This window comes from Burkholderia sp. SCN-KJ (genome assembly GCF_024656005.1).
Taxonomy (GTDB): domain Bacteria; phylum Pseudomonadota; class Gammaproteobacteria; order Burkholderiales; family Burkholderiaceae; genus Burkholderia.
In genome coordinates this window covers 70402-95413 of record NZ_JANKOG010000006.1, presented here as the reverse complement: position 1 = coordinate 95413, position 25012 = coordinate 70402, and the positions used below count along the sequence as shown (strand labels likewise).

The window sequence follows — 25012 nt, the reverse complement described above, 5'->3', positions numbered from 1 at the left end:
GGCCGGCTCACTATAATTCGTTCGATCGGATCCGATCGTCAGACCCATTACCGGAGCAGACCATGAACGACCTTCATATCGTCGCCGTGCTGTACGCCAAGGCGGGGCAGGAGGCGCAATTGCGCGAAGACCTGATCGCCCTTGCCGGTCCGTCGCAGAACGAGGAAGGCAATCTGCGCTATGAGGTGCATGTCGACCGCGAAGATCCGCGCCGGTTCGTTTTTGTCGAACATTGGGCAGATCCCGCCCTGCGCGAAAAGCATCACACGCAAGGCGCACACATCCTGAATTTCCACGCCAATGGCGTGAAGAATGTCGAGCGCTCGGAAGTCTTCAAACTGTCTCGCCTCGCCTGATCCTCCCTTCCCGCGCTGACCACCGTTTCATGCGCGTGCGCGCGACGCCGAATATCTCGCCGCGCGCCGCGTCGTCGCCCCGGATTCAGCGGGGGGGCGACGCGGTGTCCGGCAACCCATGGAATCCGTTTTTTGCGACGTTGCGCACCGCCGGCCCGTCACGCGCCGGCTACCGCCCATGGCGCGGCAGCGAGGCGCTCCGCCAGATAGTCCAGGAACGCGGTCACGCGCAACGGCCGCAAGCTGCTCGGCGGCGTCACGAGATTCACGCCCACCGGATCGATCCGCCACTCGGGCAATACGTCCACCAGTTCGCCTCGCATCAACGCGTCCCTGACGACGAACTCGGGTTGCAACGCGACGCCCCGGCCAGCCAGCAGCGCGGGAACGATCACGTCGGCGCTGTTGCTGCGGATGATGCCGCGCACCGTGACCGCGAACGCGTCTCCGCACGCATGACGGAATTGCCATAGCTCGGGCGTCGCCAACCCCGTGTAGACGAGACACGCATGCCGGGCCAGGTCGCGGGGATGCGTCGGTCGCCCCCATCGTTTCAGATAGGCCGGCGAAGCCACCAGCGGGTGATTCACCGCGCAGAGCCGGCGCGCCCGCAGCGACGAATCGGCGAGTTCCGCGATGAGCACCGCCACGTCGAACCCGCCGCCCACCACATCGACGATGCGGTCGGTGACGCAAAGGTCGATCTCCACCTGCGGATAGCGTTCGAGAAACGCGGGGATCAACGGCGCGACGTGGCGGCTCGCGAACGACATCGGCACGGCAACGCGCACCAGACCGCGCAGTTCCGTCGCGTGCGACGATGCCTCGGTCTCCGCCGCCGCGGCTTCGCTGAGAATGCGAATCGCTCGCGATTTGGCGATTTCGCCGGCGGCCGTCAGCGAAACCTGACGCGAGTTTCGATAAAAGAGCGCCGTGCCGAGCCGGCGCTCGAGTCGGGAAATGGCTTTCGACACGGTCGGCTGCGAGAGGTCGAGCGCCTCCGCGGCCCTGACGAAAGAGCCCGTTTCGAGCACGTGCGCGAAAATCGCCCACGCCTCGAGGTCAGGAAGTATCTGCATCAGACAGCAAGCCTCCGGTTGGCCGATCCGGCCCGTTCCTGCCGATACCGGTGCCGCGCCCTGCAGCGTTCGCGCTGCATGAGCACCGCCGCCGATACCGGCTGCGCGATGTGCACACCGCTAGAAAAGCGTATGAAGGCCGATGCGGGCAATGGCCTGGTTCGCGCCGGACGACGCGCCATCCGGATCCATCACACCGTTGATTTGCGCCCGGGCACCGCTGCTTGCCCGCTGCCACACACCGGTCGCGTACACCATCGTTCGCTTCGACAGCGTGTACTGCACCGTCGCCGTGACCTGGTGAGCGTGGTCGTTGTCGAGCGCCGCATTGCCCTTCATGTACATGTAATCCGCGCCGATCCTGACCGGACCGGAGAGTTGCCAGGTACCGCCCGACTCGGCCATCCACACCGAGCCACCGGACGCAGCGTTATGAACGGTCGTCACCAGCGCGCTCAGGTTCGCCCGTCCGATCCGGAAGTGCGCCCCTGCGCCCCAGTTACGCACACTCGTCGCGACGGAGCCCGGCTGTGCGCCATATTTCTCGTTGGTGTACGCGGCGGCGGCGCCGAACGGTCCGGCCTCGTAGTCGAGACTGGCGCTCACCGTATTGCCCGCGCCGATCGAGCCCGGCACGCCGCCGAACGCATAAAGCGCGCCCGCCTTCAGCCCATGGATGACAGGGCTCACGAACTTGACGGCGTTCGCCACACGCTGACTGCCCGCCATCCGGTCCCAGTCGAACGCGCCGGTCGGGTTGCCGGGCAGCGCGAGCTTGCGAAAGGGGCCGTTGCGCAGGTTGTACAGTCCGGCGACATCGGCCGCCGCGTCGGTGCCGCTGAAGAACAGCGTGTCGGCCATGAATTCATACTGGTTGCCGAACGTCAGCGTGCCCAGCCGGTCGTTCTGCACACCGACGTAAGCGGTACGCGCGAACAGGCCATTGCCGATCAGCGCGCCGGTACCCGGTGAAATCTGGCTGACCAGCTGGAAAATGACCTTTGAGCCGCCGCCGACATCTTCGCTTCCGCGCAAGCCGAGCAGGCTCGGCGTAAAAATCCCGTCGTCGAATTTCGCATTGCCGTGGCCGCCTTCGTTACTGACGTAACTCAGTCCCACGTCGAGCGCGCCGAACAACGTGACGCTGCTCTGCGCGCACGCGATCGGCACATGCGCAATCATCAACAGGGCCGGGGCATAGAAACGCTTTCCGAACATGAACAGCCTTCTTCATTGCTTCGCAATCCGAATCACAACGACCGGACCTTTCAATCATCCCGCGCAATGCAGGTACGCACACGCACGCCGCCGTCATGCCCGATCGCGCGACAGGCGGCACGCATCGACGGCACGAGTCTAGCGCACGGAATGACGCTTCGACGTTCGGCCCGCGAGAACACAATGTTCTGCATCTCCCGGCTACGCAACGCATCGCGGTTCGCCTACACTCGTTCGGTGCATCGGCAGATGCGCCGCCATCCGAGCCGCCATCCGAGCCGCCATCCGTGGCCGACGAGAATCGATTGCGCATGCGATCGCGACACCCACCGCCGCGCCCGATGCTTCGCGCTCACGTCGAGCCGACCGGTGCACGCCAGGTCCCCACTTGCCAGGCACGGAACTCCTTCCTCCGGCTTTCGTCCTCCGGAAAGTCAGACCGCGCTTCACGTCAGATGTTTGAACCCGGGCGAAGCGCTCCATTGATCGATCGTCACGCGGCGATCGCGTTCGTCGCACGCGTTTTCACGCTCCGGAGCGACCGGCGCGGCAACCGCGCCGAATCTCTCGACGCGCGCCACGGTAAAATTCCGTCTTGACTCGTTGCTCATCCCGTTCAGGCGCCCTGCCGGGCCTGCTGCGGCATGCATCGCCTGCCATCGGAAGCGCGCCGCACAGGAGCCCCTATCTCCTTGATTCCTATACATTCACCGTTTCCCGGAACATGACTTACTCGCTTGCCACCCTGTACACCCGGGAACTCGAGATCCGCAAGAGCCGCTTCATCGCGTTCGCGATTCCCGTCGAGGACCGCGATGCCGCGATGCAGGCGCTGCAGCGCCTGCGCGACGAACACCCGACGGCCACCCACGTGTGCTGGGCCCTGCTCGCCGGCGGCCAGTCCGGCATGTCCGACGACGGCGAACCGTCGGGCACTGCCGGCCGGCCGATCCTCGAAGTGCTGCGTCATCACGATCTCGACGGCGTGCTCGGTGCGGTGGTCCGCTACTACGGCGGCGTGAAGCTCGGCGCGGGCGGCCTGGTGCGCGCCTATACCGATGCGATCGCGTCGGCGCTGCTCGACGCCGAGCGCGTCGAACGCATTCGCCACACGCGGATCGCGATCGAAATCGGCTACCCGGACGAAGCGCGGGTGCGCCGCTGGATCGAGCAGGCGGGTTACGCGCTGGTGGACAGCGCGTACGGGATGACGGTGAAGCTCGTGATCAAGCTGCCGGAAACGGCCGAGGCAGCGGCGAAGACCGAACTGTTCGACCTGACGCAGGGGCGCTCGGGCTTCCCCGACCTGTGAGGATCGGGCAACCCGCCCGGCCTCGCCGCCACGGGTTTTCACACAGATTCCCGTGAAAATTCAGATGCGTCCGATAGAAAACCCGCGCGCCGAAACTTAATCTCCCCCGTGTTCCTCGCGACGCGTCCTGCAAACGCCTGGCCGGGCGTGCAGACACGCGGCACACCGCGCGTCGCCAGCGATCGCCAACAATCAGAATTCAGCTACGGAGATATCGGACGCATGCAACTGCAAAAACTGCAAGCCCAGCTCGCGGAACTCGATCGACGCATCCGGGCGGCGCGCCGCCATGAACGCCAAGCGGCACTGGTGCAGGTACGTCAGCTCGTGACGGACTACGCGCTGACCGCGCGGGAAGTCTTCGGGCAGGGTTACAGCGATCGCGCGAAGCTGTTCACCCGCGGCGCGAAATATCGCGATCCGACGACGGGCGCCACCTGGAGCGGCCGCGGTCGTGCGCCCGCCTGGATCGCCGGGCGCGACCGCGCCGCGTTCCTGATCCGGGAGTAACGCGCGCCGCGTTGCACGGCGCGCTTCCGTGGTCGATGCAGTCGACCCGAACCGCTCAATAAACGTCCGGGACGATCATGCTGTCCGGCGTCGGACGGCGAATGTAGTCCTCGTGATGCTCGCGCTGCGGCAGATCGATCGTCGGCCGCGGCACCTCGTGATACGGCACCTGGGTCAGCAGGTGATGGATGCAGTTCAGGCGCGCGCGCTTCTTGTCGACCGCCTGCACGACCCACCACGGCGCCTCGGGGATGTGCGTGCGCAGCATCATCTCTTCCTTCGCGGCCGTATACGCTTCCCAGCGGCGGCGGCTCTCGAGATCCATCGGGCTCAGCTTCCACTGCTTCAACGGATCCTCGATCCGGCTCTGGAACCGCAGCTCCTGCTCGTGGTCGGTGATCGAGAACCAGTACTTGACGATCTGGATCCCGCTGCGCACGAGCATTTTCTCGAACTCGGGCACCGAGCGGAAAAACTCCTCGTATTCGTCGTCGGTACAGAAATTCATCACGCGCTCGACGCCTGCGCGGTTGTACCAGCTGCGATCGAACAGCACGATCTCGCCGCCGGCCGGCAGATGCGCGACATAGCGCTGGAAATACCATTGCGTGCGTTCGCGATTGTTCGGTGCCGGCAGCGCCGCCACGCGGCACACGCGCGGGTTCAGGCGCTGCGTGATGCGCTTGATCGCACCGCCCTTGCCTGCCGCATCGCGCCCCTCGAAAATCACGACGAGCCGGTGCCCCGTGCTCACGACCCAGTCCTGCAGCTTCACGAGTTCGCCCTGCAGCCGGAACAGCTCGCGGAAATACTGCTTGCGCGCTTCGCGGCGCTCCGGCGAGAACAGCAGATCCTCATCGTTGTCGAAGCGGCGGTCGTCGAGCTCCATTTCGAGTTCTTCGTCGTACGCGTCGACGAGGTCTTCCTCAAAACGGCGCTGGCGCGATTCGAGCGATGCCGTATCGGAGAAGTCGTCGGTCTCGGTGCGGGTATCGTTATCGCCCATGGGGCCTCCTTCCTTCAATTGACGCAGCCAAACACCGCCATTATCCCAGCGTCTCGCGTCAAATTGATGAAAAAGGGGTCGATCCGCCCCTCAGAGGCGGAATCCGAGGATGCGCCCGACGCGGTGACCGACCGGATCGCCGGATTCATCCGCGCCACCGCCTGAGCGCGTTGCACCGCACGCCCGAGCCATCCGGCGCGGCTGCCCGGCCGGCACCGGACTGCATGCCGGCCGCGGAACCGCGTGCGCGACCGCTTTCGCGCACGCGTCACTCACCCGCTACTCGACGTCACCGAATGATCCGCGTGACCCCGCGCCCACGCGGATCGGCCATCGCCTCCGGCGTCCTGCCGTCGATCTTGATCACCTGGATGTCGCCGCTGAAGTCCTGCCCCTTCAGCGTGTAGCCGCGTGCCTCGATCTGCTTCGCGAGTTCGCCTTCGATCGGGTGGTACGGCTCCCAGAAGATCGTGTTCGGCGGCAGCAGCTGATGGTGGAAACGCATCGCGCCGACGGCCTCCTTCAACGGCATCCTGAAGTCGTAGATGTTGTTGATCACCTGGAAGATCGACGTGAAGATCCGCGAGCCGCCCGGCGTGCCGATCACGAGCGACACCTTGCCGTCCTTCGTCATGATCGTCGGCGACATCGACGACAGCGGACGCTTCTTCGGCTCGATCGCGTTCGCGTCGCTGCCGACCACGCCGAACATGTTCGCGACACCCGGCTTCGCGGAGAAGTCGTCCATCTCGTCGTTCAGCACGATCCCGGTGCCGTCGGCGATCACGCCCGACCCGAAATAGCCGTTGATCGTGTACGTGTTCGACACCGCGTTGCCCCACTTGTCGACGACCGAGAAGTGCGTCGTCTCCGCCTTCTCCGGCATCGACGTGCCGAGGCCCGGCTGCACGCTCTTGGTGTCGGCGATCTGCGTCGGGCTCACTTCGGCTGCGCGCCTCGCGATGTACGCGTCATCGGTCAGCTGCGCGACCGGCACCTTGTAAAAGTCGGGGTCACCGAGATATTGCGCGCGATCCGCGAACACGCGCTTCTCGATTTCCGCGACGAGGTGGATGTATTGCGGCGAGTTGAGCTTCACGCCCTCGAACTCCTGCTTGAGATCGGCCTTCATCTTCAGCAGCTGCACGAGGCCGATGCCGCCCGAGCTCGGCGGCGGCGCGGTGATCACGTCATAGCCGTTCCACTTCGCCTGCACCGGCTGGCGCCACACCGCGCGATATTGCGCGAGATCCTCGGTGGTGATCAGCCCGTTGCCGTCGCCGGTCTTCATCGACGCGGCGATCAGCTCGGCCGTCTTGCCCTTGTAGAACCCTTCCGCGCCGCCATCCGCAATGCGCGTGAGCACCGCCGCGAGATCGGGCTGCTTGAAGTTCGTGCCGGCCTTCATCGACGCGAAGTACTTGTCGAAATTGTTCTTGCCGCCGAATTCCTTCGACGCGTCGACGCCGCGCTGCGCCAGCTGCTCGTCGACGACGAAGCCGTCGCGCGCATAGTGGATCGCCGGCGCGAGCACCTGCTTCCACTTCAGCTTGCCGAAACGCTTCTGCGCTTCCCACATGCCGGCGACCGTACCCGGCACGCCGGCCGCGCGCGGGCCGTACAGGCTCATGCCCTTGACGACGTTGCCGTCCTTGTCGAGATACATGTCCTTCGTCGCGGCGAGCGGCGCGCGCTCGCGATAGTCGATGAAATACGGCTTGCCGTCCTTGTAGATCGTCATGAAACCGCCGCCGCCGATGTTGCCGGCTTCCGGGTACGTGACGGCGAGCGTGAACGCGATCGCGACGGCCGCGTCGATCGCGTTGCCGCCTTCCTTGAAGATCCGCTCCGCGGCGTCCGCGCTGTACTTGTCGGCCACCGCGACCGCCGAGCTCGTCAGGACCGCCGGCTGCGGCCCTTTCGCATAAGCCGGCGTGTTCGGCAGGAAGCCGATGCCGGCCACCGTCGCGAGCATGACGGCGGATGATTTGAAGCGATTCAGCGTAGTCATTGCATGTCCCCCATGTAGGTCTCCGGCGGGCTGGAAATAGCCCCTGATCCGCTTATAGCCGCTGACGCACGGTCAGTCCTATGCCGGTTTCGTAGTGAATCGGGAGATGCGGCCGGAAAACTCGCCGCACACTACGAATTGCCGTGGATCGTGTGCGGTCGGTCACACGGCGGAGCAAAAAATGGGCCGACGGATCAGTCGAAATGGCATGCGGCGGATTCGCAGCGCACCGCGCAATCGGAGATTCACGGCACGCGCCGCTTGCGCGGCTCCGGCACATGTAAAAAAATGCGATCGAACCGCCCGCTGAGCAGGCCGATCTGAGAAGATAGCGCCCCGCTTTCGCGCCGCAGCATTGTTCTTTCATGCATGCGCCGCTTCACGCTTCTTCGTCTCGTTTCCTATGGCATCACACAATGCGCATCACGCGTCCGGCTTCGCGGCCGGCGTCGCCGCCGCCGTCCTCGTCGCGCAAACCGGCGCGACCGGCCCCTGGCACGCGGGCCTGCTCGCCGCGTTCGCGGCCGGCGTCGCGGGCGGCACCGCGCCCGACTGGCTCGAAGTCGCGTGGTGGACCCGCAAGCGCCGCTTGTGGATCACGCACCGCACCATCACGCACTGGGGCATCGGCTGGATCGCGCTGCTTGCGCTGGGCTGGCACGGGCTCACACATCATCCGCATCCGCTGTGGGCCGCGCCGCTGTTCGGCTTCGCGTGCGGCGGCCTGATGCACCTGCTCGCCGACTGGCCGAATCCGCTCGGCGTGCCGTGGATCTGGCGGCGCCATTCGCTGAACCTGTGGAACAGCGGACATTGCGACCTGATCGTCGTGGCCGGCGCCTGGGGCGGCACGCTGTGGCTCGCGCAATCGCTGTGGACGCGCGCGCCGTTCCTCGAACACTGGCTCGGCTGGCTGCATCGCGTGTAGCGGCACGTCGTGGCGCGCAGGCGCGTATCTTTGCTTGTCGTTGCATGTCGTTGCATGTCGTCGCGGCCGGGCGCCGCACCCGCCCCGCCCACGTCGAACCCGACTCGCTTCCCTCTCCCGATCCGGCACCCGCGAACGCACGCGTGCCGGTCCTCACGCATGCCTGTTGAAATGCCGGCGCCGCGCCTCATCTGAATCTCCGGCGCGCGCGTTCCCCCGCGCGCGGTGCCCGGCACGCGCACGCGACGTCTGGCACACTGACGATTCGCGCACGGCCGCCCGCGCGCTCGCACCCCATTTCAACGCTCCGATGGACGTCACAGCCACCCGCCCCGCCCACGCGCTCGACGTGTTCCACCCGGCCGTCGCCGCGTGGTTCCGCCGCACGTTTGCCGCGCCGACCGGCGCGCAGGCACTCGCATGGCCGCACATCAAGGCCGGCCGGTCGACGCTCGTCGCCGCACCGACCGGCTCCGGCAAGACGCTCACCGCGTTCCTGTGCGCGCTCGACGACCTCGTGCGCGATGCGCTCGCGCACGACGGCGCGCTGCCCGACGCGACGCTCGTCGTCTATGTATCGCCGCTGAAGGCGCTGTCGAACGACATCCACGTGAACCTCGACGCGCCGCTCGCCGGCATCGCCGACTCGCTCGCGCAGCTCGGCCTGCCGGTGCCGGCGATCCGCACCGCCGTGCGCACCGGCGACACCACGCAGGCTGAACGCGCGGCGCTGCGCAAGCGCGCGCCGCACATTCTCGTGACGACGCCCGAGTCGCTGTACGTGCTGCTGTCGTCCACGTCGGGGCGACAGATGCTGTCGAACGTGCGTTCGGTGATCGTCGACGAGATCCACGCGCTTGCGTCGTCCAAGCGCGGCAGCCATCTCACGTTGTCGCTCGAACGCCTCGACGCGTTGACGGGCCGCGCGTTGCCGCGCATCGGGTTGTCGGCCACGCAGAAACCGATCGACGCGGTCGCGCGCTTCCTGGTCGGCGGCCCGGCCGATGCGCCGCGCGACTGCTCGATCGTCGACACCGGTCACACGCGCGAACGCGACCTCGCGCTCGAACTGCCGAACGTGCCGCTCGAGCCGGTGATGGCGACCGACGTGTGGGAACAGGTGTACGACCGGATCGCCGCGCTTGCCGCCGCGCATCGCACGACGCTCGTGTTCGTGAACACGCGGCGCACCGCGGAACGCATGGCGCGCCATCTCGCCGACCGTCTCGGCAAGGACGCGATCGCCGCCCACCACGGCAGTCTCGCGAAGGAACATCGCTTCGACGCCGAACAGCGGCTCAAGCGCGGCGAGCTGAAGCTGCTCGTCGCGACCGCGTCGCTCGAACTCGGCATCGATATCGGCGACGTCGATCTCGTGTGCCAGGTCGGTTCGCCGCGCGGGATCGCACCGTTCCTGCAGCGCGTCGGCCGCTCGGGGCACCATGTCGGCGGCGTGCCGAAGGGCCGCCTGTTCCCGCTGTCGCGCGACGAGCTGGTCGAATGCGCGGCGCTGCTCGATTGCGTGCGACGCGGCGAGCTCGACGCGTTGCGGATTCCCGAGGCACCGCTCGACGTGCTCGCGCAGCAGATCGTCGCCGAAGTCGCCTGCGCGGAATGGCAGGAGGACGCGCTGTACGCGAGCTTCACGCGCGCGGCGCCCTACGCACGCCTGTCGCGCGAACGCTTCGACGACGTGATGAAGATGCTCGCCGAAGGCTTCACGAGCCGCCGCGGCGTGCGCAGTGCGTACCTGCATCGCGACGTGGTCGGCGGCACGGTGCGCGGGCGCCGCAACGCGATGATGACCGCGACGACGTCGGGCGGCACGATTCCCGACATGGCCGACTACGCGGTGCTGCTCGAACCGCAGGGCATCCAGGTCGGCACCGTCAACGAGGATTTCGCGGTCGAGAGCCTCGCGGGCGATGTGTTCCAGCTTGGCAATCAGTCGTACCGGATCATTCGCGTGGAAACCGGCCGCGTGCGCGTCGAGGACGCGCAAGGCCAGTCGCCGAGCATTCCGTTCTGGCTCGGCGAGGGGCTCGGGCGCAGCGACGAGCTGTCGGCGGCGGTCGGCCGGCTGCGCGCGCGGCTCGACGGGCTGTTCGCCGAAGGCGATCGACACACGGCGGCGGCCGAACCGAAGCGCGCAGGCGGCGACACGGCCGGCAAGACGGGCACGCGCGGCACTACCAGGAAGGGGGCCGAAGCCGACACCGCGACCGATTCGCGAAGCGATCCCGCCGGCACCGCGATCGCCCCGCCCGCAAGCCGCCTCGCGCCGGCGCTGCGCTGGCTCGTCGACGATCTCCGCCTGTCGCCCGATGCGGCCCGCCAGATCGCCGACTACCTCGCGCGCACGCGCGCGGCGCTCGGCGCCCTGCCGACACAGGACACGCTCGTGATGGAGCGCTTCTTCGACGAATCGGGCGGCACGCAGCTGGTGATCCACTCGCCGTTCGGCAGCCGCATCAATCGCGCGTGGGGGCTCGCGCTGCGCAAGCGCTTCTGCCGCACGTTCAATTTCGAGCTGCAGGCCGCCGCGACCGACGACGCGATCATTCTTTCGCTGTCGCTCGCGCACAGCTTCGCGCTCGACGAAGTGTGGCGCTACCTGCGCTCGGCGAGCGCCGAGCACGTGCTGGTGCAGGCGCTGCTCGACGCACCGATGTTCGGCGTGCGCTGGCGCTGGAACGCGACGACCTCGCTCGCGCTGCCGCGCTTCACCGGCGGCCGGCGCACCGCGCCGCAACTGCAGCGGATGAAGAGCGACGACCTGCTCGCGACCGTGTTCCCCGACCAGGTCGCATGCGTCGAGAACGTCGTCGGCGAACGCGAGATCCCGCACCATCCGCTCGTCGACCAGACGCTCGACGATTGCCTGCACGACGCGATGGATACCGACGGCTGGCTCGCGCTGCTGCGCCGGATCGAAAGCGGCGCGATCGAACTGATCGCGCGCGACCTGCCCGCGCCGTCCCCGCTCGCGGCCGAGATCCTGAACGCGAAGCCCTATGCGTTCCTCGACGATGCGCCGCTCGAGGAGCGCCGCACGCAGGCCGTGCAGTCGCGCCGCTGGAGCGATCCCGAATCGGCCGACGATCTCGGCGCGCTCGACGCCGATGCCATCGATGCGGTGCGCGACGAAGCGTGGCCGCTCGTACGCGATGCCGACGAAATGCACGACGCCCTGCTCACGCTCGCGTGCGTCGCCGACGGCGAAGCGCACGCGCACGAAGGCTGGCCCGAACGGCTCGCGGAACTGGCCGAGCGCCGTCGTGCGACGCAACTCGTCACGCCGGACGGCGCCGTGCTGTGGGTGCCGGTCGAACGGCTGGTCTGCATGCGCGCGCTGCATCCCAATGCACGCGTCGCGCCCGCGCTGAAGGTGCCGGCCGCGTGCGCGCAACCCTGGGAAGCCGATGCCGCGCTCGTCGACGTGATCCGCGCGCGGCTCACCGGCTTCGGGCCATCGACGCTCGACGCCATCGCGCGGCCGCTCGGCCTGCCGTCCGCGGCGATCGCGACCGCGCTCGCCGCACTGGAGCGCGAAGGCTACGTGATGCATGGCCGCTTCACGCCGGGCGCCACGACCGACGAATGGTGCGAACGTCACCTGCTCGCGCGCATTCATCGCTACACGGTCAAGCGGCTGCGCCGCGAGATCGAGCCGGTCGAGCGCGCCGATTTCATGCGCTTCCTGTTCCACTGGCAGCACCTGACGCCCGATACGCGCGGCACGGGCCGCGACGCGCTCGCAGCCGTCGTCGAGCAGCTCGAAGGCTACGAAGCCGCAGCGAGCGCATGGGAAGACGCGCTGCTGCCCGCGCGCCTGACCGACTACACGGCCGGCGGCCTCGACGAGCTGTGCCGCTCGGGCAAACTCGTGTGGACCCGCATCGGCGCGCCGGCGCGCGCGGCCGGCACGCCCGTGAAAACGACGCCGGTCGTGCTGCTGCCGCGCCGCCACCTCGGCGCATGGCAGGCGCTGCGCGACCCGGACGCGCAGCCGGCGCTATCGGCGCGTGCGACGCAGGTGCGCGATGCACTTGCCGCACACGGCGCGATGTTCTTCGACGCGCTGCTCGACGAACTGCACATGCTGCCGGTCGAACTCGAGCAGGCGCTCGGCGAACTCGTGTCGGCCGGCCTCGTGAACGCAGACAGCTTCGCCGGGTTGCGCGCGCTGTTGAAGCCTGCGGTCAAGCGCAGCGCGACCTATGCGCCGCGCACGCGGCGCGGTGGCGCGCTGATCGGCGGGATGGACGACGCCGGACGATGGGCGCTCGTGCAACGCACGTCGGCGCCGGACGATGCGCCAACCGCGGCACCGAAGCGCGGTGCGCCCGCGACCGATCCCGATGCGCTCGAACACATCGCGTGGACGCTGCTGCGCCGCTATGGCGTGGTGTTCTGGCGGCTGCTCGAACGCGAAGCCGACTGGCTGCCGAGCTGGCGCGAACTCGTGCGGGTGCTGCAACGTCTCGAAGCGCGCGGCGAGATTCGCGGCGGCCGCTTCGTCGCGGGGCTCGCGGGCGAGCAGTTCGCGCTGCCGGAAGCGATCCCGGTCCTGCGCGAGCTGCGTCGCCAACCGGGCGACGGCCAGTACGTGTGCGTGACGGGCGCCGATCCGCTGAACCTTGCCGGCACGCTGCTGCCCGGCGACAAGGTGCCCGCGCTGGCCGGCAATCGCGTGCTGTTCCGCGACGGCGTGCCGGTCGCGTCGCTCGTGGCGGGCACGTTCCATTACGCGCCCGAGCTGTCGCCCGTCGCGCGCGAGGATGCGCGCCTGCGGCTCGCACGCCGCCACTGACTCCTGACATCGGCTGACACACCGCACATCGCGGACTACTAAACGCCGCGCGGCAGCGCCGCGCACGTTCGGGTAGCATCGAACGATTCATTGCGCGCCCGAGCGCGCGCAGAACAAGCCTTCAGGAGACTGCCTTTCATGTCCTCGCATGCCGATTCGCCCGCCGTTCATCACGCGGGCTCGCTGACGATTTTCCAGGGCGCCGCGCTGTATATCGGCGCGGTGCTCGGCACCGGCGTCATTGCGCTGCCCGCGCTCGCGGCCGAGGTTGCAGGCCCTGCGTCGCTGCTGGCGTGGGCCGCGCTCGTCGTGCTGTCAGGACCGCTTGCCGCCACCTTCGCCGCACTCGGCGCGCGCTATCCGGACGCGGGCGGCGTATCGACCTACGCGCGACGCGCATTCGGGCCGAAGGCCGCGGCAATCGTCGGCTGGTGTTTCTATTTCGCGGTGCCGGCCGGCGCGCCGGCCGCCGCGATGTTCGGCGGCGCGTACGTCGCCGCCGTCACGGGCGGCGGACACGTCACGGTGATCGTCACGGCTGCCGCGCTGATCGCCACGGTGTCGGCCGCGAATGCGTTCGGCGTCACGGTGTCGGGCCGCATGCAGCTCGTGCTGTCGGCACTGCTCGTCACGCTGCTGCTGGCCGCCGTGCTCGCGTCCGCGCCGCATGCGAGCACGGTGAACCTGCATCCGTTCGCGCCGCATGGCTGGCTCGCGGTCGGCCAGGCTGCCGCACTGCTCGTGTGGAGCTTCGCGGGCTGGGAAGCAATCACGCACCTCGCAGCAGAGTTCCGCCGGCCCGCGCACGACATGCCGCGCTCGGCCGGGATCGCGGTCGTGGTCGTCGGCTTTCTGTATCTGTCGGTCGCGGCCGCGAGCGTCACGGTGCTCGGGCCGTCGGCCGGCGCGTCGGGTGCGCCGCTTGCGGAACTGATCGCAGGCGGCATCGGCGGTCACGCACAGGTGCTGGCGGCCGCGGCCGCGCTGCTGCTCACGCTCGGCACGATGAATGCGTATTTCGCGGGCGCGGCGAAGCTCGGCGCAGCGCTCGGGCGCGACGGCGCACTGCCTGCGTGGCTCGCACAAGGCAGCCAGGTCGGCGGCGTGCCGCGCCGAAGTCTTGGCGTGATCGCGGCGCTGGCCGTCGTCGCGCTGGCCGCGACGACGCTCTCGGACGTCGGGCCGAAGCCGCTCGTGCTCGTCACGTCCGGATGCTTCGTGATGGTGTACGGACTCGGCGCGGCGGCCGCGCTGAAACTGCTGCCGCGCGGCGGCATCGCATATCGCTGCGCGTGGATTTCGCTGGTCGCCGTCGCCGGGCTGTTCCTGACGACGGGGTGGTTCATCTTGTGCCCGCTGCTGCTTGCGGGCGGTGCGCTGCTTTATCTGCGGATGGCCGGGCGACGCACGTGATCGCGTGCCGGCGCCCGTGTGCGGACGAGCAAACGTGCGCTCGCCGCGCTGCGCCGGCCCACCGCGAACCGGCCGCGCACCGCTGCGCCGCGGGCGTCAGGCCGGCACCAGCTCGAAGCTGAGCCGCTTGCCGAGTGCGGTGGCCGCGCTCGCGAGCGTCGCGAGCGTGAGGCTCGTGTCGGTTTCATCGAGCAGCCGGTTGAGCGCGGCGCGGCTGGTCTTCATCCGCGCGGCCATCGCGGTCTTCGTGATGTGCTGCGCCTTCATTTCCTGGCCGATCTGCCACGCGATCACGCGCTTGATCGCGGTGGCGGTGGCCGCTTCGAGATGGCCTTCCTCCCCGAGGAAGGTGTCGAAATCGCTGCCGATATGCGGGTTGTTCGTGGTCGTCATGGGTACTCCAGTGCATCGTGGCCGGCCGGCACATCGCCGATCGCATGTGCCGGCGCAGCCGGAGGAATTCAGATGGCGCGCGTCAGCGCTTTCAGCCGCGCGACGGTCACGTCGAGATCGTCGGACGGCGTGGCCTGCGACTGCTTGAAGAACGCGTGCAGCAGCACCATCGTGTCGCCGACGACCGTGAACAGCACGCGCGCGCTTCGCTGCGGCAACATCACGCGGATTTCCCACAGATCCTGCGACATCTTCCGGACCAGCGGCATGCCGAGCGGCCAGCCGAGTTGAACGGTCTTGATCTCTTCGCCGATCACCCTGCGCTCGACCTGCCCGAGCGCCCTGAGCCATTCGCGCACCGGCTCGTTGCCACGCGCGGTGCGGAAGAACCGCACGTCGAGCGTGGCCTGAATCTGCTGTCTCGCCATCGTCGTGTCATCGAGTGTATCAAAAACGGTACGATACGCCAAGCACGACGAAACCCGCTACTGACCGAATGGCTAACGAATGACGGTGAAAGAGCGGCAGCCGGACGTCATCCGCCCACGCCCCGCCCGGCGTCTCAACGCTGACGGCGAGCCGGCTTGCGCGCGCCACGGGGGGCGCGATGGGTGTGCGCCTCGCCGAACCGCGCCTGCGCGATGTCGCGCACGGCGTCGATCAGCGTCCGGGCGACGGGAGACGGTTGCGCATCGGTGCGCAGCACGAGCCCGACCGGCTCGTCGGTGCCCGCGGACGGCAGCGGCAGCCGCGCGAGCGCGCCGGCCGACAGGTCGTATTCGGCCGCGTAGAGCGGCACGAACCAGACTGCGTCGTTCTCGAGCGTGAGCGCACGCGCGACCGACACCGACAGCACCTCGATGAACGAATCCAGCGGCGGCGCGCCGCACGCGCCGAGCAGCTGCTCGGCCGACTGGCGGATCAGCGTGCCGAACGGCGGCAGCACGACCGGATAGCGCGCGAGCTCGGCGGCCGGCGCGGCACTCGCCAGCAGCGGATGGCCGGCGCGCACGACCGCGACGAGCGGTTCGTTGTACAGCTGCTCGAACGCGAGCCCGATCATCCGTTCCGGCTCCGACAGGCGCCCGATCGCGCATTCGATCGCCCCTGCCTTCAGACGCTCCAGCAGCTCGGTATTGGCAGCCGTTGCGATCCGCACCACGATGCGCGGCCAGCGTGCGGTCAGCGCCTTCATCAGCGCGGGCGCGAGCGATGCCGCGACCGTCGGCAGCATGCCGATTTCGAGCGTCGCCGCGGCCGCGCCGCCTTCGCGCGCGAGCAGCCCGACACCCTGCCGCAGCGCCAGCACGCACGCGTTCGCGTGCGGGATGAACAGCTGCGCTTCGCGGGTCGGCTGCGCGCCGTGCCGCCCGCGTTCGAACAACTTCACGCCGAGGATCGACTCCAGTTCGGCGATCGTCTTCGACACGGCCGGCTGCGTGATCGACAGGCTTTCGGCCGCCTTCTGCACGCCGCCCAACTGCGCGACCGCGAGAAAACACTGCAGGTGCCGGAATTTGACGCGGCCGTCGGCGATACGGTTATTCATAACGGGCGGTTATGCGAATGGTGATATCACGCCATTTTGCATAACTTTCCGGAAAGGCCCAAGCATTCGGCGCGGCGTCACGCATGACGCCGCAGCGCATGGAAACCAGTCGGCTCCCAGATCCGTTTCGCGATCAGCAGGGCCGTGCCGTGCTTCTGCCCGAGCGGCGCGGACGACGACTCGGCATGCAGCGCCGCCGCCTTGCTGCTGAGCCGCCGCAGCTCCTGTTCGAGCTCCGCCGCGGCGGCGTCCGTCAGCATCCCTTGCAGGAACGTCATCGTCTCGCCCGGGCCGTCGAAGCGGCTGCCGAGGAAATCGTCGAGCACGTGCGCATGGAAATACCGGCGGATCGGTCCGCCCGGCAGCCAGTCGAAATCGCGCGCGACGCGCACGCGAATCCGGTCGCCGGGCAGCAGCGCGATCACGTTCATCCGGTCGAGCATCAGCAGGTATTTCACGCACTCGGCCTGCGTCACGCGATAGGCCGCCACGATGTCCTGCACGGTCCAGTAGTTGATCGCGCAGACGGCGACGAGCAGCAGCTTCTCGTCCGATACGAGCAGCGCCTCCTGCTGCTCGGTCAGCACGCGCAGGCGCGGCGCCGACGCCGACGCCTCCTGCACGAGCTCCGCGAGCGTGTAGCCGAGCAGCTGCGCGATCTCCGCGACACGCTCCAGCGTGAAGCGGCCGCTCGCGAACAGCCGCTTCACGCTCGTCTCGGACACCTCGAGCGCACGCGCGACGTCGCGGTAGGTCATTCCCTGGGCCTTCAGCTGGCGCTTCAGCGTTTCGATGAGTTGGGCGGTCTCGGTCATGTTGGTATCGAAAAATGATGCTCACGGTCGGATATTAGGCTACTCAAGCATCCATACAAGCACTTTTGGATACTTGTCTGCATAATCCGCTCCGTCCTGTCACTCCGCGACGGAGCCGCGATGAGCACCCGAACCGACACCCACGCCTTCGATCCGCATCACCCCGCGCCGCGCGATGCCCGCGACACCGATCGCACATTGCCGCTCGCCACGGTGCGCACGCTGGCCGCCGGCGCGCACGTCGGGGATCTCGTATTCATCCGCGTACCGGCCGGCGCGCCCCGCAACGCCGCAGGCAACGCAGGCGCTTGGGCCGATCGGTTCGGCATCGTCGTCGATACGTCGGGCGACGAGCCGCTGATCGCCGAGCCCGCGTTCGCGCGGACCAGGCTCACGCGGCTGTCGCGCTTCGTCGCCCGCGCCGACGGCGGACGCATCGCGCTGGCGCGCCGCGTCGCGGCACCGACCGCCGACGCGCAGCGCAACGTGCACGCGCTGGCCGAACAGCGGATCGACGCACTGCTCGGCAGCCGCTTCAACCTGCTGTCGCAGCGCGGGTTCTGCGCGAACTACGTGCGCGACGTGCTCGGCGCCGAGCGCGCCGCGACACCGGCCGCGCTGCTGCGCAGCGGCACGCTGTCGCTCGAATTCGACGGGATCGTATTCGATCCCGCCCGGCCATGACGACGAAGGACGAAGGACGAACGACGGGCGCGCTCGGGGAGACCGGATAACAACAACGACACATAAAAAGGCAGCGACGGGCTGGCTGGAGGGCCGTGCACGGAGTCGTCACCGACGACGCGAAGCCCGAATCGCTTTTTCCGCCGGACAGGCCGCCTGTCCGGCGGATTTTCATGGGCGCCGCCGAACATAACGAACGGTTATGCGATTGGCGAAAAAAGGTCATTTTGCATAACTTTCCGGATTGGCTAAAGTCTTGCCATCCACTTCGCGAAATACCTAACAGGAGACGCCCGATGGATTCCCCCACGATCCTCACGCCGCGCGACTGGCCGTCGCATCCCGCGTATATCCACCCCGAGTACCGTTCGTCGGTCAAGCGCGGCCCGACCCGCCCGCTGATCCCGCTGAAGGAAAAGCTGCGCGACCAGTACGTGCCCGTCTACGGCACCGACGATCTCGGCGCACTCGACCACGACCTGACGAAGAACGCCGTGAAGAACGGCGAACCGCTCGGCGAGCGCATCGTCGTCACCGGCCGCGTGCTCGACGAAGGCGGCAAGCCCGTGCGCAACACGCTCGTCGAGGTATGGCAGGCGAACGCGGCCGGCCGCTACGTGCACAAGGTCGACCAGCACGACGCGCCGCTCGACCCGAACTTCCTCGGCGCAGGCCGCTGCATGACCGACGCCGAAGGCCGCTACCGCTTCCTGACGATCAAGCCCGGCGCGTATCCGTGGGGCAACCATCCGAACGCATGGCGCCCGAATCACATCCACTTCTCGCTGTTCGGCGACTACTTCGGCTCGCGCCTCGTCACGCAGATGTACTTCCCCGGCGATCCGCTGCTCGCGTACGACCCGATCTTCCAGGGCACGCCGGAAGCGGCGCGCGACCGCCTGATCTCGCGCTTCTCGATGGACATCACCGAAGAAGGCTATGCGCTCGGCTACGAATTCGACATCGTGCTGCGCGGCCGCGACGCCACCCCGATGGAGCGCTGAACCATGACGACGCTGAAGCAAACCCCTTCGCAGACAGTCGGCCCGTACTTCGCGTACGGCCTGTGCCCGCAGCAATACGACTACGACCTGAAGAGCCTGTTCACGCCGGCGATCGCCACGCCCGACGCCGAAGGCGAGCACGTGCTGCTGGTCGGACAGGTGTTCGACGGCGACGGCAACGTCGTCAGCGACGCGGTGCTCGAATTCACGCAGGTGGACGGTGCGGGCCGCTATCCCGCGTCGCGCGACGACATCGCGAAGTCCGGCTTCACGGGCTTCGCACGCGTCGGCACGGGCACCGATGCGCAGCACCGCTTCGTTGTCCAGACGGTCAAGCCGGGCCGCGCCGCCGCCGACGAAGCGCCGCACATCAACGTGACCGTGATGATGCGCGGGATCCTGACCCACGCGTTCACCCGCGTGTATTTCGACGACGAAGCCGCGGCGAACGCGGTCGATCCGGTGCTGAACCTGGTGCCGGCCGAACGCCGCGCGACGCTCGTCGCGAAGCGCGACGCGCAACCGGGCCGGCCCGTCGTGTACCGCTTCGACATCCGCATGCAGGGGCCGGACGAGACCGTGTTCTTCGACGCGTGACGCGCGAGCCGGCGCACGCCGGCAGCCCGCACCGAACCGCCGTGTGGCGCGATACCGACAGGCATCGCGTCGCGCGGCGGTTTTCGTTTTCGGGCTCCAACATTCGATGCCGTGCCGCAGCACGCCCGGTCGGGACGGCCGACGCCCTTGGTTGACTGCTCCCGCCTCCGGCATCAAACGCGCGATTGAAACGCATGCTGCGACAGCACATGAATCGTCGGGCCCGCACGATATCGTTTGCGCGTTACACGGCGTATGCTTTGCTATCCGCCCGACACCGACGGGATTGAATCGGAACAGGCAACAATTTCACCCGCAATGCGCGAACACTGCCCCGCTGCCTGAGCGCGCATTTTTCTGACCGAGTGCCTTCAAGCGCGTCTGACCGAAACCTGGCAGACGCGTTTTTTTCGTCCGCGACCGGAGCACGCCGCCGCACTCGCCGCAGCCCCCGTTCCGGCTAGCGGCGAACCTCCAGATACCGGCTCGGCGTTTCGCCGAGGATGCGGCGAAACGCCGACGTAAAGGCGCTCGCGCTCGCATAGCCCAGATCGAACGCGACCCGCGTCACCGGCTGCCCGTCGCTCAGGCGGGTAATCGCCGCCAGCATGCAGACCTGCTGACGCCAGGCGGCGAAACTCACGCCGGTCTGCGCGCGGAACAGCCGCGTAAACGTGCGCCGGCTCACGCCCGCGTCGGTCGCCACCTGGTCGAGATCGGCCGCGATCGACGGCGACGCGAACAGATGCCGGCAGATCTTCGCGAGGCGCGCGTCGGCCGGCAGCGGCGCGTGCAGCGACAGCCGCGGCATCGTCGCGATTTCCGCGACCAGCAGCGCCATCAGCTTGCCCGCCCGGCCGTCGACGTCGTACATCGCCGGCAGGTCGATCGCATCGTCGATCAGTTGCCGCAGGAGCGGCGACACGCCGTACACGCCGCACTGGTCCGGCAGCCCCGCGGCCTGGGCCGTGTCGTCCGACACGAACGTGTTGAGCATCGTGACCGGCCCGGTCATCGTCATTTCGTGCCGCACGCCGGCCGGCACCCAGCACGCCCGCTGCGGCGGCACCAGCCAGCGGCCGTGCGGCGTCGACACGCTGATCGTGCCGCGCGACGCGAACGCGAACTGCCCGCGCCGGTGTGCGTGCTCCGGAAACGTCGTGCCCGCCGCGTAGTCGTTGGCGATCACCACGACGCTACGGGGAATGTCTTCGTAGGGATCCAGCAGCGTATTTCTCAAGGCCCGAATTCCATCATGAATGACCCGATATCGAAAGCGGGTCACCTTCGATCGGTCTACGATCCGCTCCACGCTTGCGCGACCGGATGGCCGCAAGACCCGACGGCCGCATCGGCCGGATAGCGACTGCATCGGAGCGGAAATGCCCAATACGTTTCATCGCGTGGGGGACGGCCCCCTGTTCCCGATGAACGAAACCCCGCTCGCGCTGGTCGCCGCGATGGAAGCATTCCTGCTCGACACGGCGGCAGACCGCGCGCCCGGTGCATGACGCGCCGCGCACCGACGGCCTCCGGTCGGCACGCATCACCGCAGCATGAACGACATGGCCGACAGGCTGTTCAGCGTGCGCACGACGTGTTCGACCGACGGCCCGTCGAAGCGCAGCGTCACCGCATCGACCCGCTCGAGCGACGGCAGCACGCAGAACAGATCGGCGAGCGCGGCCGTCTGCACGCGCAGCGTGCAAGCGGCCGGCGCGGGCCGGTGCGCGGTCGCGCGCCAGCCGGACGACAGCGCATGCGCGACCGTTTCGCGTGCGGCGGTCGCGATGCGCGCGCAGGACGCGGCCGGCGTGAGCGTGTCGCCGCTCGATGCACCGCCGGCCGTCTTGACCGTCTCGAAACGCGCGTCGGGAAACAGCGGCCGGGTTTCCTCGGCGAATACGTCGTCGCCCGACGCCAGCGCGACGTGCGCGCCGTATTCGCGCGCCAGCGCGCCGTACAGCCCGGCTTCGCCGAGTTCGACGCCATTCAGCCACACCTGCGTGAACGCGAAGCTGTTGATGGTGTGCGCAAGCACGCCGCGCGTCTGCGACTTCGCATGAAAGCCGATCATGAACACGAGGTCGGGCTGCTGCTCGAGGCCCGCCATCATCCCCAGCGTGCGCGGCTTGCCGAGCACGACGCGGGCGCGGGCATCGAGCCCGTCGGGCAACAGATTGCGGAAGCCGCCGTGCGAATCGTTGACCCAGACGGCCTTCGCGCCTCCGGCGAACGCGCCTTCGATCGCCGCGTTCGCCTCGGCGGTCATCCAGCGGCGCGCGCGTTCGTATTCCGGATTGCCGGCACGCGTCTGCTCGAGGGCGAACACGCCGGCGACACCCTCGATGTCGGTCGAGATCAGAATCTTCATGAATGGCTCGGACGTCCTTCGTTGCCTGCGTTGAATAACCGCTCGAGATCGGGCACCGCATCGCGCAGCGATTGCCGTACGTGGCCGTCGCGGCCGGTCACGGTCACGGCCTGCAGCAGCGCGTCGGCGATCGCGTGCTCGACGCTTTCGGCCGCGGCCATGAACAGCGGGTCGAGCGCCGCATCGGCCACGAGGGCCGGCAGCGCGACGGTCGACGCATCGTGCGCGATCGTGTACGCGGTGGAAAAGGCGAGCGCGATGTCGCCGCTGCCATGTCCGTAGACCGAGCCGGTGCGGGCGAGCCCCGCGCCCGCGCGGCGCGCGAGCCGCGACAGTTGCCGCGCGTCGAGCGGCGCATCGGTCGCGAGCAGCAGGATGATCGAGCCTTGCTCGGGCGGCGCCGCGTGCGTCGGTTGAGCGTCGGCGGCGGCACGCCGCTGCGCGACGATCCGTCCGACCGGCACGCCGCCGAGCATCAGCATCGGCAGCCGGCCGAAATTCGCGAGCACCAGCGCGCCAACCGTGTACGGCCTGCCGGCCGCGACGGCCACGCGCGACGCGGAGCCGATCCCGCCCTTCAGGTCGAAACACGACATCCCGCGCCCGGCGCCTGCCGCGCCACGTGCGAAATCTCGCGCCGCGGTATTGCAGGCTTCGTCGTAATGCGCGGCCGTCACCGCGAACGCCTGGATGTCGTTCAGATAGCCGTCGTTGCACTCGAACACGAGCGGGTTGACGGTCGGCCAGTCGCGGCCGATTTGCGGATTCTTCTCGATTGCCGCGCGAATCTGCGCCTGCGCCACCGCGCCGACGCCGAACGTGTTGGTCAGCGCGATCGGCGTTTCGAGCGTGCCCAGTTCGTCGACCTGCACGAGCCCGACGCTCTTGCCGAAGCCGTTGATCACGGCCGCACCGGCCGGCACCTTGCTGCGGTACGGGTCGCCCGGGTGCGGTTTCACGACGGTAACACCCGTCTGCACGTCGCCCGCATCGAGCGTCGCATGGCCGACCGTCACGCCCGGCACGTCGGCGATCGTGCCGCGCGGCCCGGCCGGCAGCGTCGCGGCCCACATGGGCACGGCTCGCATCAGCGCCGCTCCAGCTTCGGGTCGAGCGCGTCGCGCAGCCCGTCGCCGAGCAGGTTGAACGCGAGCACGGTCAGGAAGATCGCGAGGCTCGGGAAGATCGCGACGTGCGGCGCGGTCACCATGTCCGCGCGCGCCTCGTTGAGCATCGCGCCCCACTCCGGCGTCGGCGGCTGCGCGCCGAGCCCGAGGAACGACAGGCTCGCGGCCGTGATGATCGACGTGCCGATCCGCATCGTGAAGTAGACGACGACCGACGACACGGTGCCCGGCAGGATGTGCCGCATGATGATCGTCCAGTCGGACGCGCCGATGCTGCGCGCGGCTTCCACGTAGGTCATGTGCTTGAGCATCAGCGTGTTGCCGCGCACGAGCCGCGCGAACGCCGGAATGCTGAAGATCGCGACCGCGCAGATCACGTTGACCATCCCGTTGCCGAGGATCGCGACCACGCCGATCGCGAGCAGGATCCCCGGGAACGCGAACAGCACGTCGGCCACGCGCATCGTGATGCGGTCCCACCAGCCTTCGTAGTAGCCGGCGAGCAGCCCGAACAACGTGCCGATGAGCGCGCCGAGCGCGACCGAGAAGAAGCCGGCCGCGAGCGAGATACGCGTGCCGGTGACGATCCGGCTGAAGATGTCGCGGCCGAGCGAGTCGACGCCGAACCAGTGCACGGCCGACGGCCCCGCATTCAGCGCGTCGTAGTCGAAATAATTCTCCGGATCGAACGGCACGATGTGCGGGCCGACGAAGGCCAGCACGACGAGCGCGAGCACGAAGCCGCCGGCGACCAGCGCGACGGTCTGCTTGCGGAACTTGCGCCAGAATTCGCGCCACGGCGTGCGGATCGTGTTCGATGCGGCCGGCGCCGCGGGCTGGACAGTCGCGTTCATGCTGGCCTCACGCTCACTTGAACCGGATGGTCGGGTTGATGACCGCGTACAGCACGTCGACGGTCAGGTTGATCAGGATGAATTCGAGCGAGAACAGCAGCACGATCGCCTGGATCACCGGGTAGTCGCGCATCGTGACCGCATCGACCAGCAGGCGCCCGAGCCCCGGCCAGTTGAACACGGCCTCGACGACGATCGAGCCGCCGAGCAGGAAGCCGAACTGCAGCCCCATCATCGTGACGACCGGGATCATCGCGTTGCGCAGGCAGTGCTTGAGCACCACCAGCGGCTCGTGCACGCCCTTCGCGCGCGCGGTGCGCACGTAGTCCTCGTTGAGCACCTCGACGAACGACGCGCGCGTGAAGCGCGCCATCACCGCCGCGACCGCGGCGCCGAGCGTCAGCGACGGCAGCACGTAGCTCTTCCACGTGCCGTCCGGCACGACCGGCAGCCAGCCGAGCTTCACCGAGAAGATCTCCATCAGCAGCATGCCGAGCGCGAACGCCGGAAACGAGATGCCCGACACCGCGATCGTCATCCCGAGGCGGTCGGGCCAGCGGTTGCGCCATACCGCCGACGCGATCCCGATCGCCATCCCGAACGCCGTCGCCCACACCATGCTGACGAGCGTGAGCAGCAGCGTCGGCATGAAGCGCTCGCCGATCTCGGTCGACACCGGCCGCTTGCTGCGCGTCGACGTGCCGAAATCGCCGTGCGCGATCTTCACGAAGAAGTTCGCGAACTGCGCGGGCAGCGGCCGGTCGAGCCCGAGATCGGCACGCACCAGCGCGACCGTCGCGTCGTCGGCTTCGGGGCCGGCCGCGAGCCGCGCCGGGTCGCCCGGCAGCAGGTGCACGAACAGGAACACCAGCACCGCGACGATCGCGAGCGTGGGCAGCAGGCCGAACAGGCGTTTGACGAGAAAATTCAGCATGGGGCACCGATCGAATCAGCGCGCCGGCAGCTTGC

The 25012-nt window shown here is 68.3% G+C and carries 24 protein-coding genes; 10 read left to right on the top strand and 14 right to left on the bottom strand.

Translation table 11 applies throughout. The features are described 5' to 3' along the window. Positions 1-62: 62 nt before the first annotated feature. On the top strand, positions 63-356 hold the full coding sequence (locus NQV17_RS12065; protein WP_257772446.1) for a putative quinol monooxygenase: 294 nt from the start codon (positions 63-65) through the stop codon (positions 354-356). A gap of 158 nt (positions 357-514) precedes the next feature. Here the strand turns inward: NQV17_RS12065 and NQV17_RS12060 are convergent, their stop codons facing one another. The 3 genes from NQV17_RS12060 to NQV17_RS12050 form a co-directional block, all read right to left on the bottom strand. Further along, positions 515-1435 (bottom strand): LysR family transcriptional regulator, encoded by a 921-nt coding sequence (locus tag NQV17_RS12060; RefSeq protein WP_124484985.1) that lies wholly within the window; start codon positions 1433-1435, stop codon positions 515-517. Positions 1436-1555: 120 nt separating this feature from the next. After that, positions 1556-2653: a porin gene (locus NQV17_RS12055; RefSeq protein WP_257772445.1), complete on the bottom strand. Its 1098-nt coding sequence runs from the start codon at positions 2651-2653 to the stop codon at positions 1556-1558. A 446-nt stretch (positions 2654-3099) separates the two neighbouring features. Next, positions 3100-3303: a hypothetical protein gene (locus tag NQV17_RS12050; protein WP_257772444.1), complete on the bottom strand. Its 204-nt coding sequence runs from the start codon at positions 3301-3303 to the stop codon at positions 3100-3102. 74 nt (positions 3304-3377) lie between these two features. Between NQV17_RS12050 and NQV17_RS12045 the strand changes: the two genes are divergently transcribed. Together NQV17_RS12045 and NQV17_RS12040 are read left to right on the top strand one after the other, a co-directional pair. Continuing rightward, complete coding sequence (locus tag NQV17_RS12045; protein ID WP_257772443.1) at positions 3378-3965, top strand: YigZ family protein; 588 nt, start codon at positions 3378-3380, stop codon at positions 3963-3965. 222 nt (positions 3966-4187) lie between these two features. Beyond that, positions 4188-4475: an H-NS histone family protein gene (locus tag NQV17_RS12040; RefSeq protein ID WP_257772442.1), complete on the top strand. Its 288-nt coding sequence runs from the start codon at positions 4188-4190 to the stop codon at positions 4473-4475. 55 nt (positions 4476-4530) lie between these two features. Here NQV17_RS12040 and ppk2 read toward each other — a convergent pair whose 3' ends face one another. Together ppk2 and ggt are read right to left on the bottom strand one after the other, a co-directional pair. Continuing rightward, on the bottom strand, positions 4531-5481 hold the full coding sequence (gene ppk2 / locus NQV17_RS12035; protein ID WP_257772441.1) for a polyphosphate kinase 2: 951 nt from the start codon (positions 5479-5481) through the stop codon (positions 4531-4533). 289 nt (positions 5482-5770) lie between these two features. Continuing rightward, a complete protein-coding gene (ggt, locus tag NQV17_RS12030) occupies positions 5771-7492 on the bottom strand; it encodes a gamma-glutamyltransferase (protein WP_257772440.1) in 1722 nt (573 codons plus the stop codon). Positions 7493-7895: 403 nt separating this feature from the next. Here ggt and NQV17_RS12025 point away from each other — a divergent pair, with 403 nt between their 5' ends. The 3 genes from NQV17_RS12025 (at position 7896) to NQV17_RS12015 (ending at position 14646) form a co-directional block, all read left to right on the top strand. Continuing rightward, complete coding sequence (locus NQV17_RS12025; RefSeq protein ID WP_257772439.1) at positions 7896-8420, top strand: metal-dependent hydrolase; 525 nt, start codon at positions 7896-7898, stop codon at positions 8418-8420. 310 nt (positions 8421-8730) lie between these two features. Further along, positions 8731-13233 (top strand): DEAD/DEAH box helicase, encoded by a 4503-nt coding sequence (locus tag NQV17_RS12020; protein ID WP_257772438.1) that lies wholly within the window; start codon positions 8731-8733, stop codon positions 13231-13233. Between the two features lie 138 nt (positions 13234-13371). Further along, the gene (locus NQV17_RS12015; protein WP_257772437.1) at positions 13372-14646 is read left to right on the top strand and encodes an APC family permease; all 1275 of its coding nucleotides are present in this window, start codon (positions 13372-13374) and stop codon (positions 14644-14646) included. A gap of 96 nt (positions 14647-14742) precedes the next feature. On the opposite strand, the gene NQV17_RS12010 is transcribed toward NQV17_RS12015, so the two are convergent. The 4 genes from NQV17_RS12010 to NQV17_RS11995 all read right to left on the bottom strand — a co-directional run bounded on the left by NQV17_RS12010 (position 14743) and on the right by NQV17_RS11995 (position 17403). Beyond that, on the bottom strand, positions 14743-15039 hold the full coding sequence (locus tag NQV17_RS12010) for a helix-turn-helix domain-containing protein (RefSeq protein WP_257772436.1): 297 nt from the start codon (positions 15037-15039) through the stop codon (positions 14743-14745). A gap of 68 nt (positions 15040-15107) precedes the next feature. Then, a complete protein-coding gene (locus tag NQV17_RS12005; RefSeq protein WP_257772435.1) occupies positions 15108-15467 on the bottom strand; it encodes a type II toxin-antitoxin system RelE/ParE family toxin in 360 nt (119 codons plus the stop codon). Between the two features lie 134 nt (positions 15468-15601). After that, positions 15602-16588 carry a pca operon transcription factor PcaQ gene (gene pcaQ, locus NQV17_RS12000; RefSeq protein ID WP_257772434.1) on the bottom strand — a complete coding sequence of 329 codons (987 nt, stop codon included), beginning with the start codon at positions 16586-16588 and terminating at the stop codon, positions 15602-15604. A gap of 77 nt (positions 16589-16665) precedes the next feature. Continuing rightward, positions 16666-17403, bottom strand: a complete 738-nt coding sequence (locus tag NQV17_RS11995) for a helix-turn-helix domain-containing protein (protein ID WP_257772433.1) — start codon at positions 17401-17403, stop codon at positions 16666-16668. Positions 17404-17523: 120 nt separating this feature from the next. Between NQV17_RS11995 and NQV17_RS11990 the strand changes: the two genes are divergently transcribed. From NQV17_RS11990 to pcaG, 3 genes are all read left to right on the top strand, one after another. Beyond that, on the top strand, positions 17524-18087 hold the full coding sequence (locus NQV17_RS11990; RefSeq protein ID WP_257772432.1) for a YiiX/YebB-like N1pC/P60 family cysteine hydrolase: 564 nt from the start codon (positions 17524-17526) through the stop codon (positions 18085-18087). Between the two features lie 296 nt (positions 18088-18383). Continuing rightward, positions 18384-19091: a protocatechuate 3,4-dioxygenase subunit beta gene (gene pcaH / locus NQV17_RS11985; protein WP_124484995.1), complete on the top strand. Its 708-nt coding sequence runs from the start codon at positions 18384-18386 to the stop codon at positions 19089-19091. Positions 19092-19094: 3 nt separating this feature from the next. After that, positions 19095-19688, top strand: a complete 594-nt coding sequence (pcaG, locus tag NQV17_RS11980) for a protocatechuate 3,4-dioxygenase subunit alpha (protein ID WP_257772431.1) — start codon at positions 19095-19097, stop codon at positions 19686-19688. A 460-nt stretch (positions 19689-20148) separates the two neighbouring features. Here pcaG and NQV17_RS11975 read toward each other — a convergent pair whose 3' ends face one another. Beyond that, entirely contained in the window at positions 20149-20928 is a 780-nt protein-coding gene (locus NQV17_RS11975; RefSeq protein ID WP_257772430.1) for a helix-turn-helix domain-containing protein, read from the bottom strand. Positions 20929-21070: 142 nt separating this feature from the next. Here NQV17_RS11975 and NQV17_RS11970 point away from each other — a divergent pair, with 142 nt between their 5' ends. Further along, a complete protein-coding gene (locus NQV17_RS11970; protein WP_257772429.1) occupies positions 21071-21199 on the top strand; it encodes a hypothetical protein in 129 nt (42 codons plus the stop codon). 35 nt (positions 21200-21234) lie between these two features. On the opposite strand, the gene NQV17_RS11965 is transcribed toward NQV17_RS11970, so the two are convergent. Genes NQV17_RS11965 through gsiC form a run of 4 tightly spaced genes read right to left on the bottom strand, consistent with a single transcriptional unit; the run spans position 21235 to position 24977 of the window. Beyond that, positions 21235-22062 (bottom strand): M55 family metallopeptidase, encoded by an 828-nt coding sequence (locus NQV17_RS11965; RefSeq protein WP_257772428.1) that lies wholly within the window; start codon positions 22060-22062, stop codon positions 21235-21237. Beyond that, positions 22059-23150: a P1 family peptidase gene (locus NQV17_RS11960; RefSeq protein ID WP_257772427.1), complete on the bottom strand. Its 1092-nt coding sequence runs from the start codon at positions 23148-23150 to the stop codon at positions 22059-22061. Before NQV17_RS11960 ends, NQV17_RS11965 begins: the two co-directional genes overlap by 4 nt. Next, complete coding sequence (gsiD, locus tag NQV17_RS11955) at positions 23150-24043, bottom strand: glutathione ABC transporter permease GsiD (RefSeq protein ID WP_257772426.1); 894 nt, start codon at positions 24041-24043, stop codon at positions 23150-23152. The genes NQV17_RS11960 and gsiD overlap by 1 nt, the downstream gene beginning before the upstream one ends. A 13-nt stretch (positions 24044-24056) precedes the next feature. Then, a complete protein-coding gene (gene gsiC / locus NQV17_RS11950; RefSeq protein ID WP_044842909.1) occupies positions 24057-24977 on the bottom strand; it encodes a glutathione ABC transporter permease GsiC in 921 nt (306 codons plus the stop codon). Positions 24978-25012: the final 35 nt, after the last annotated feature.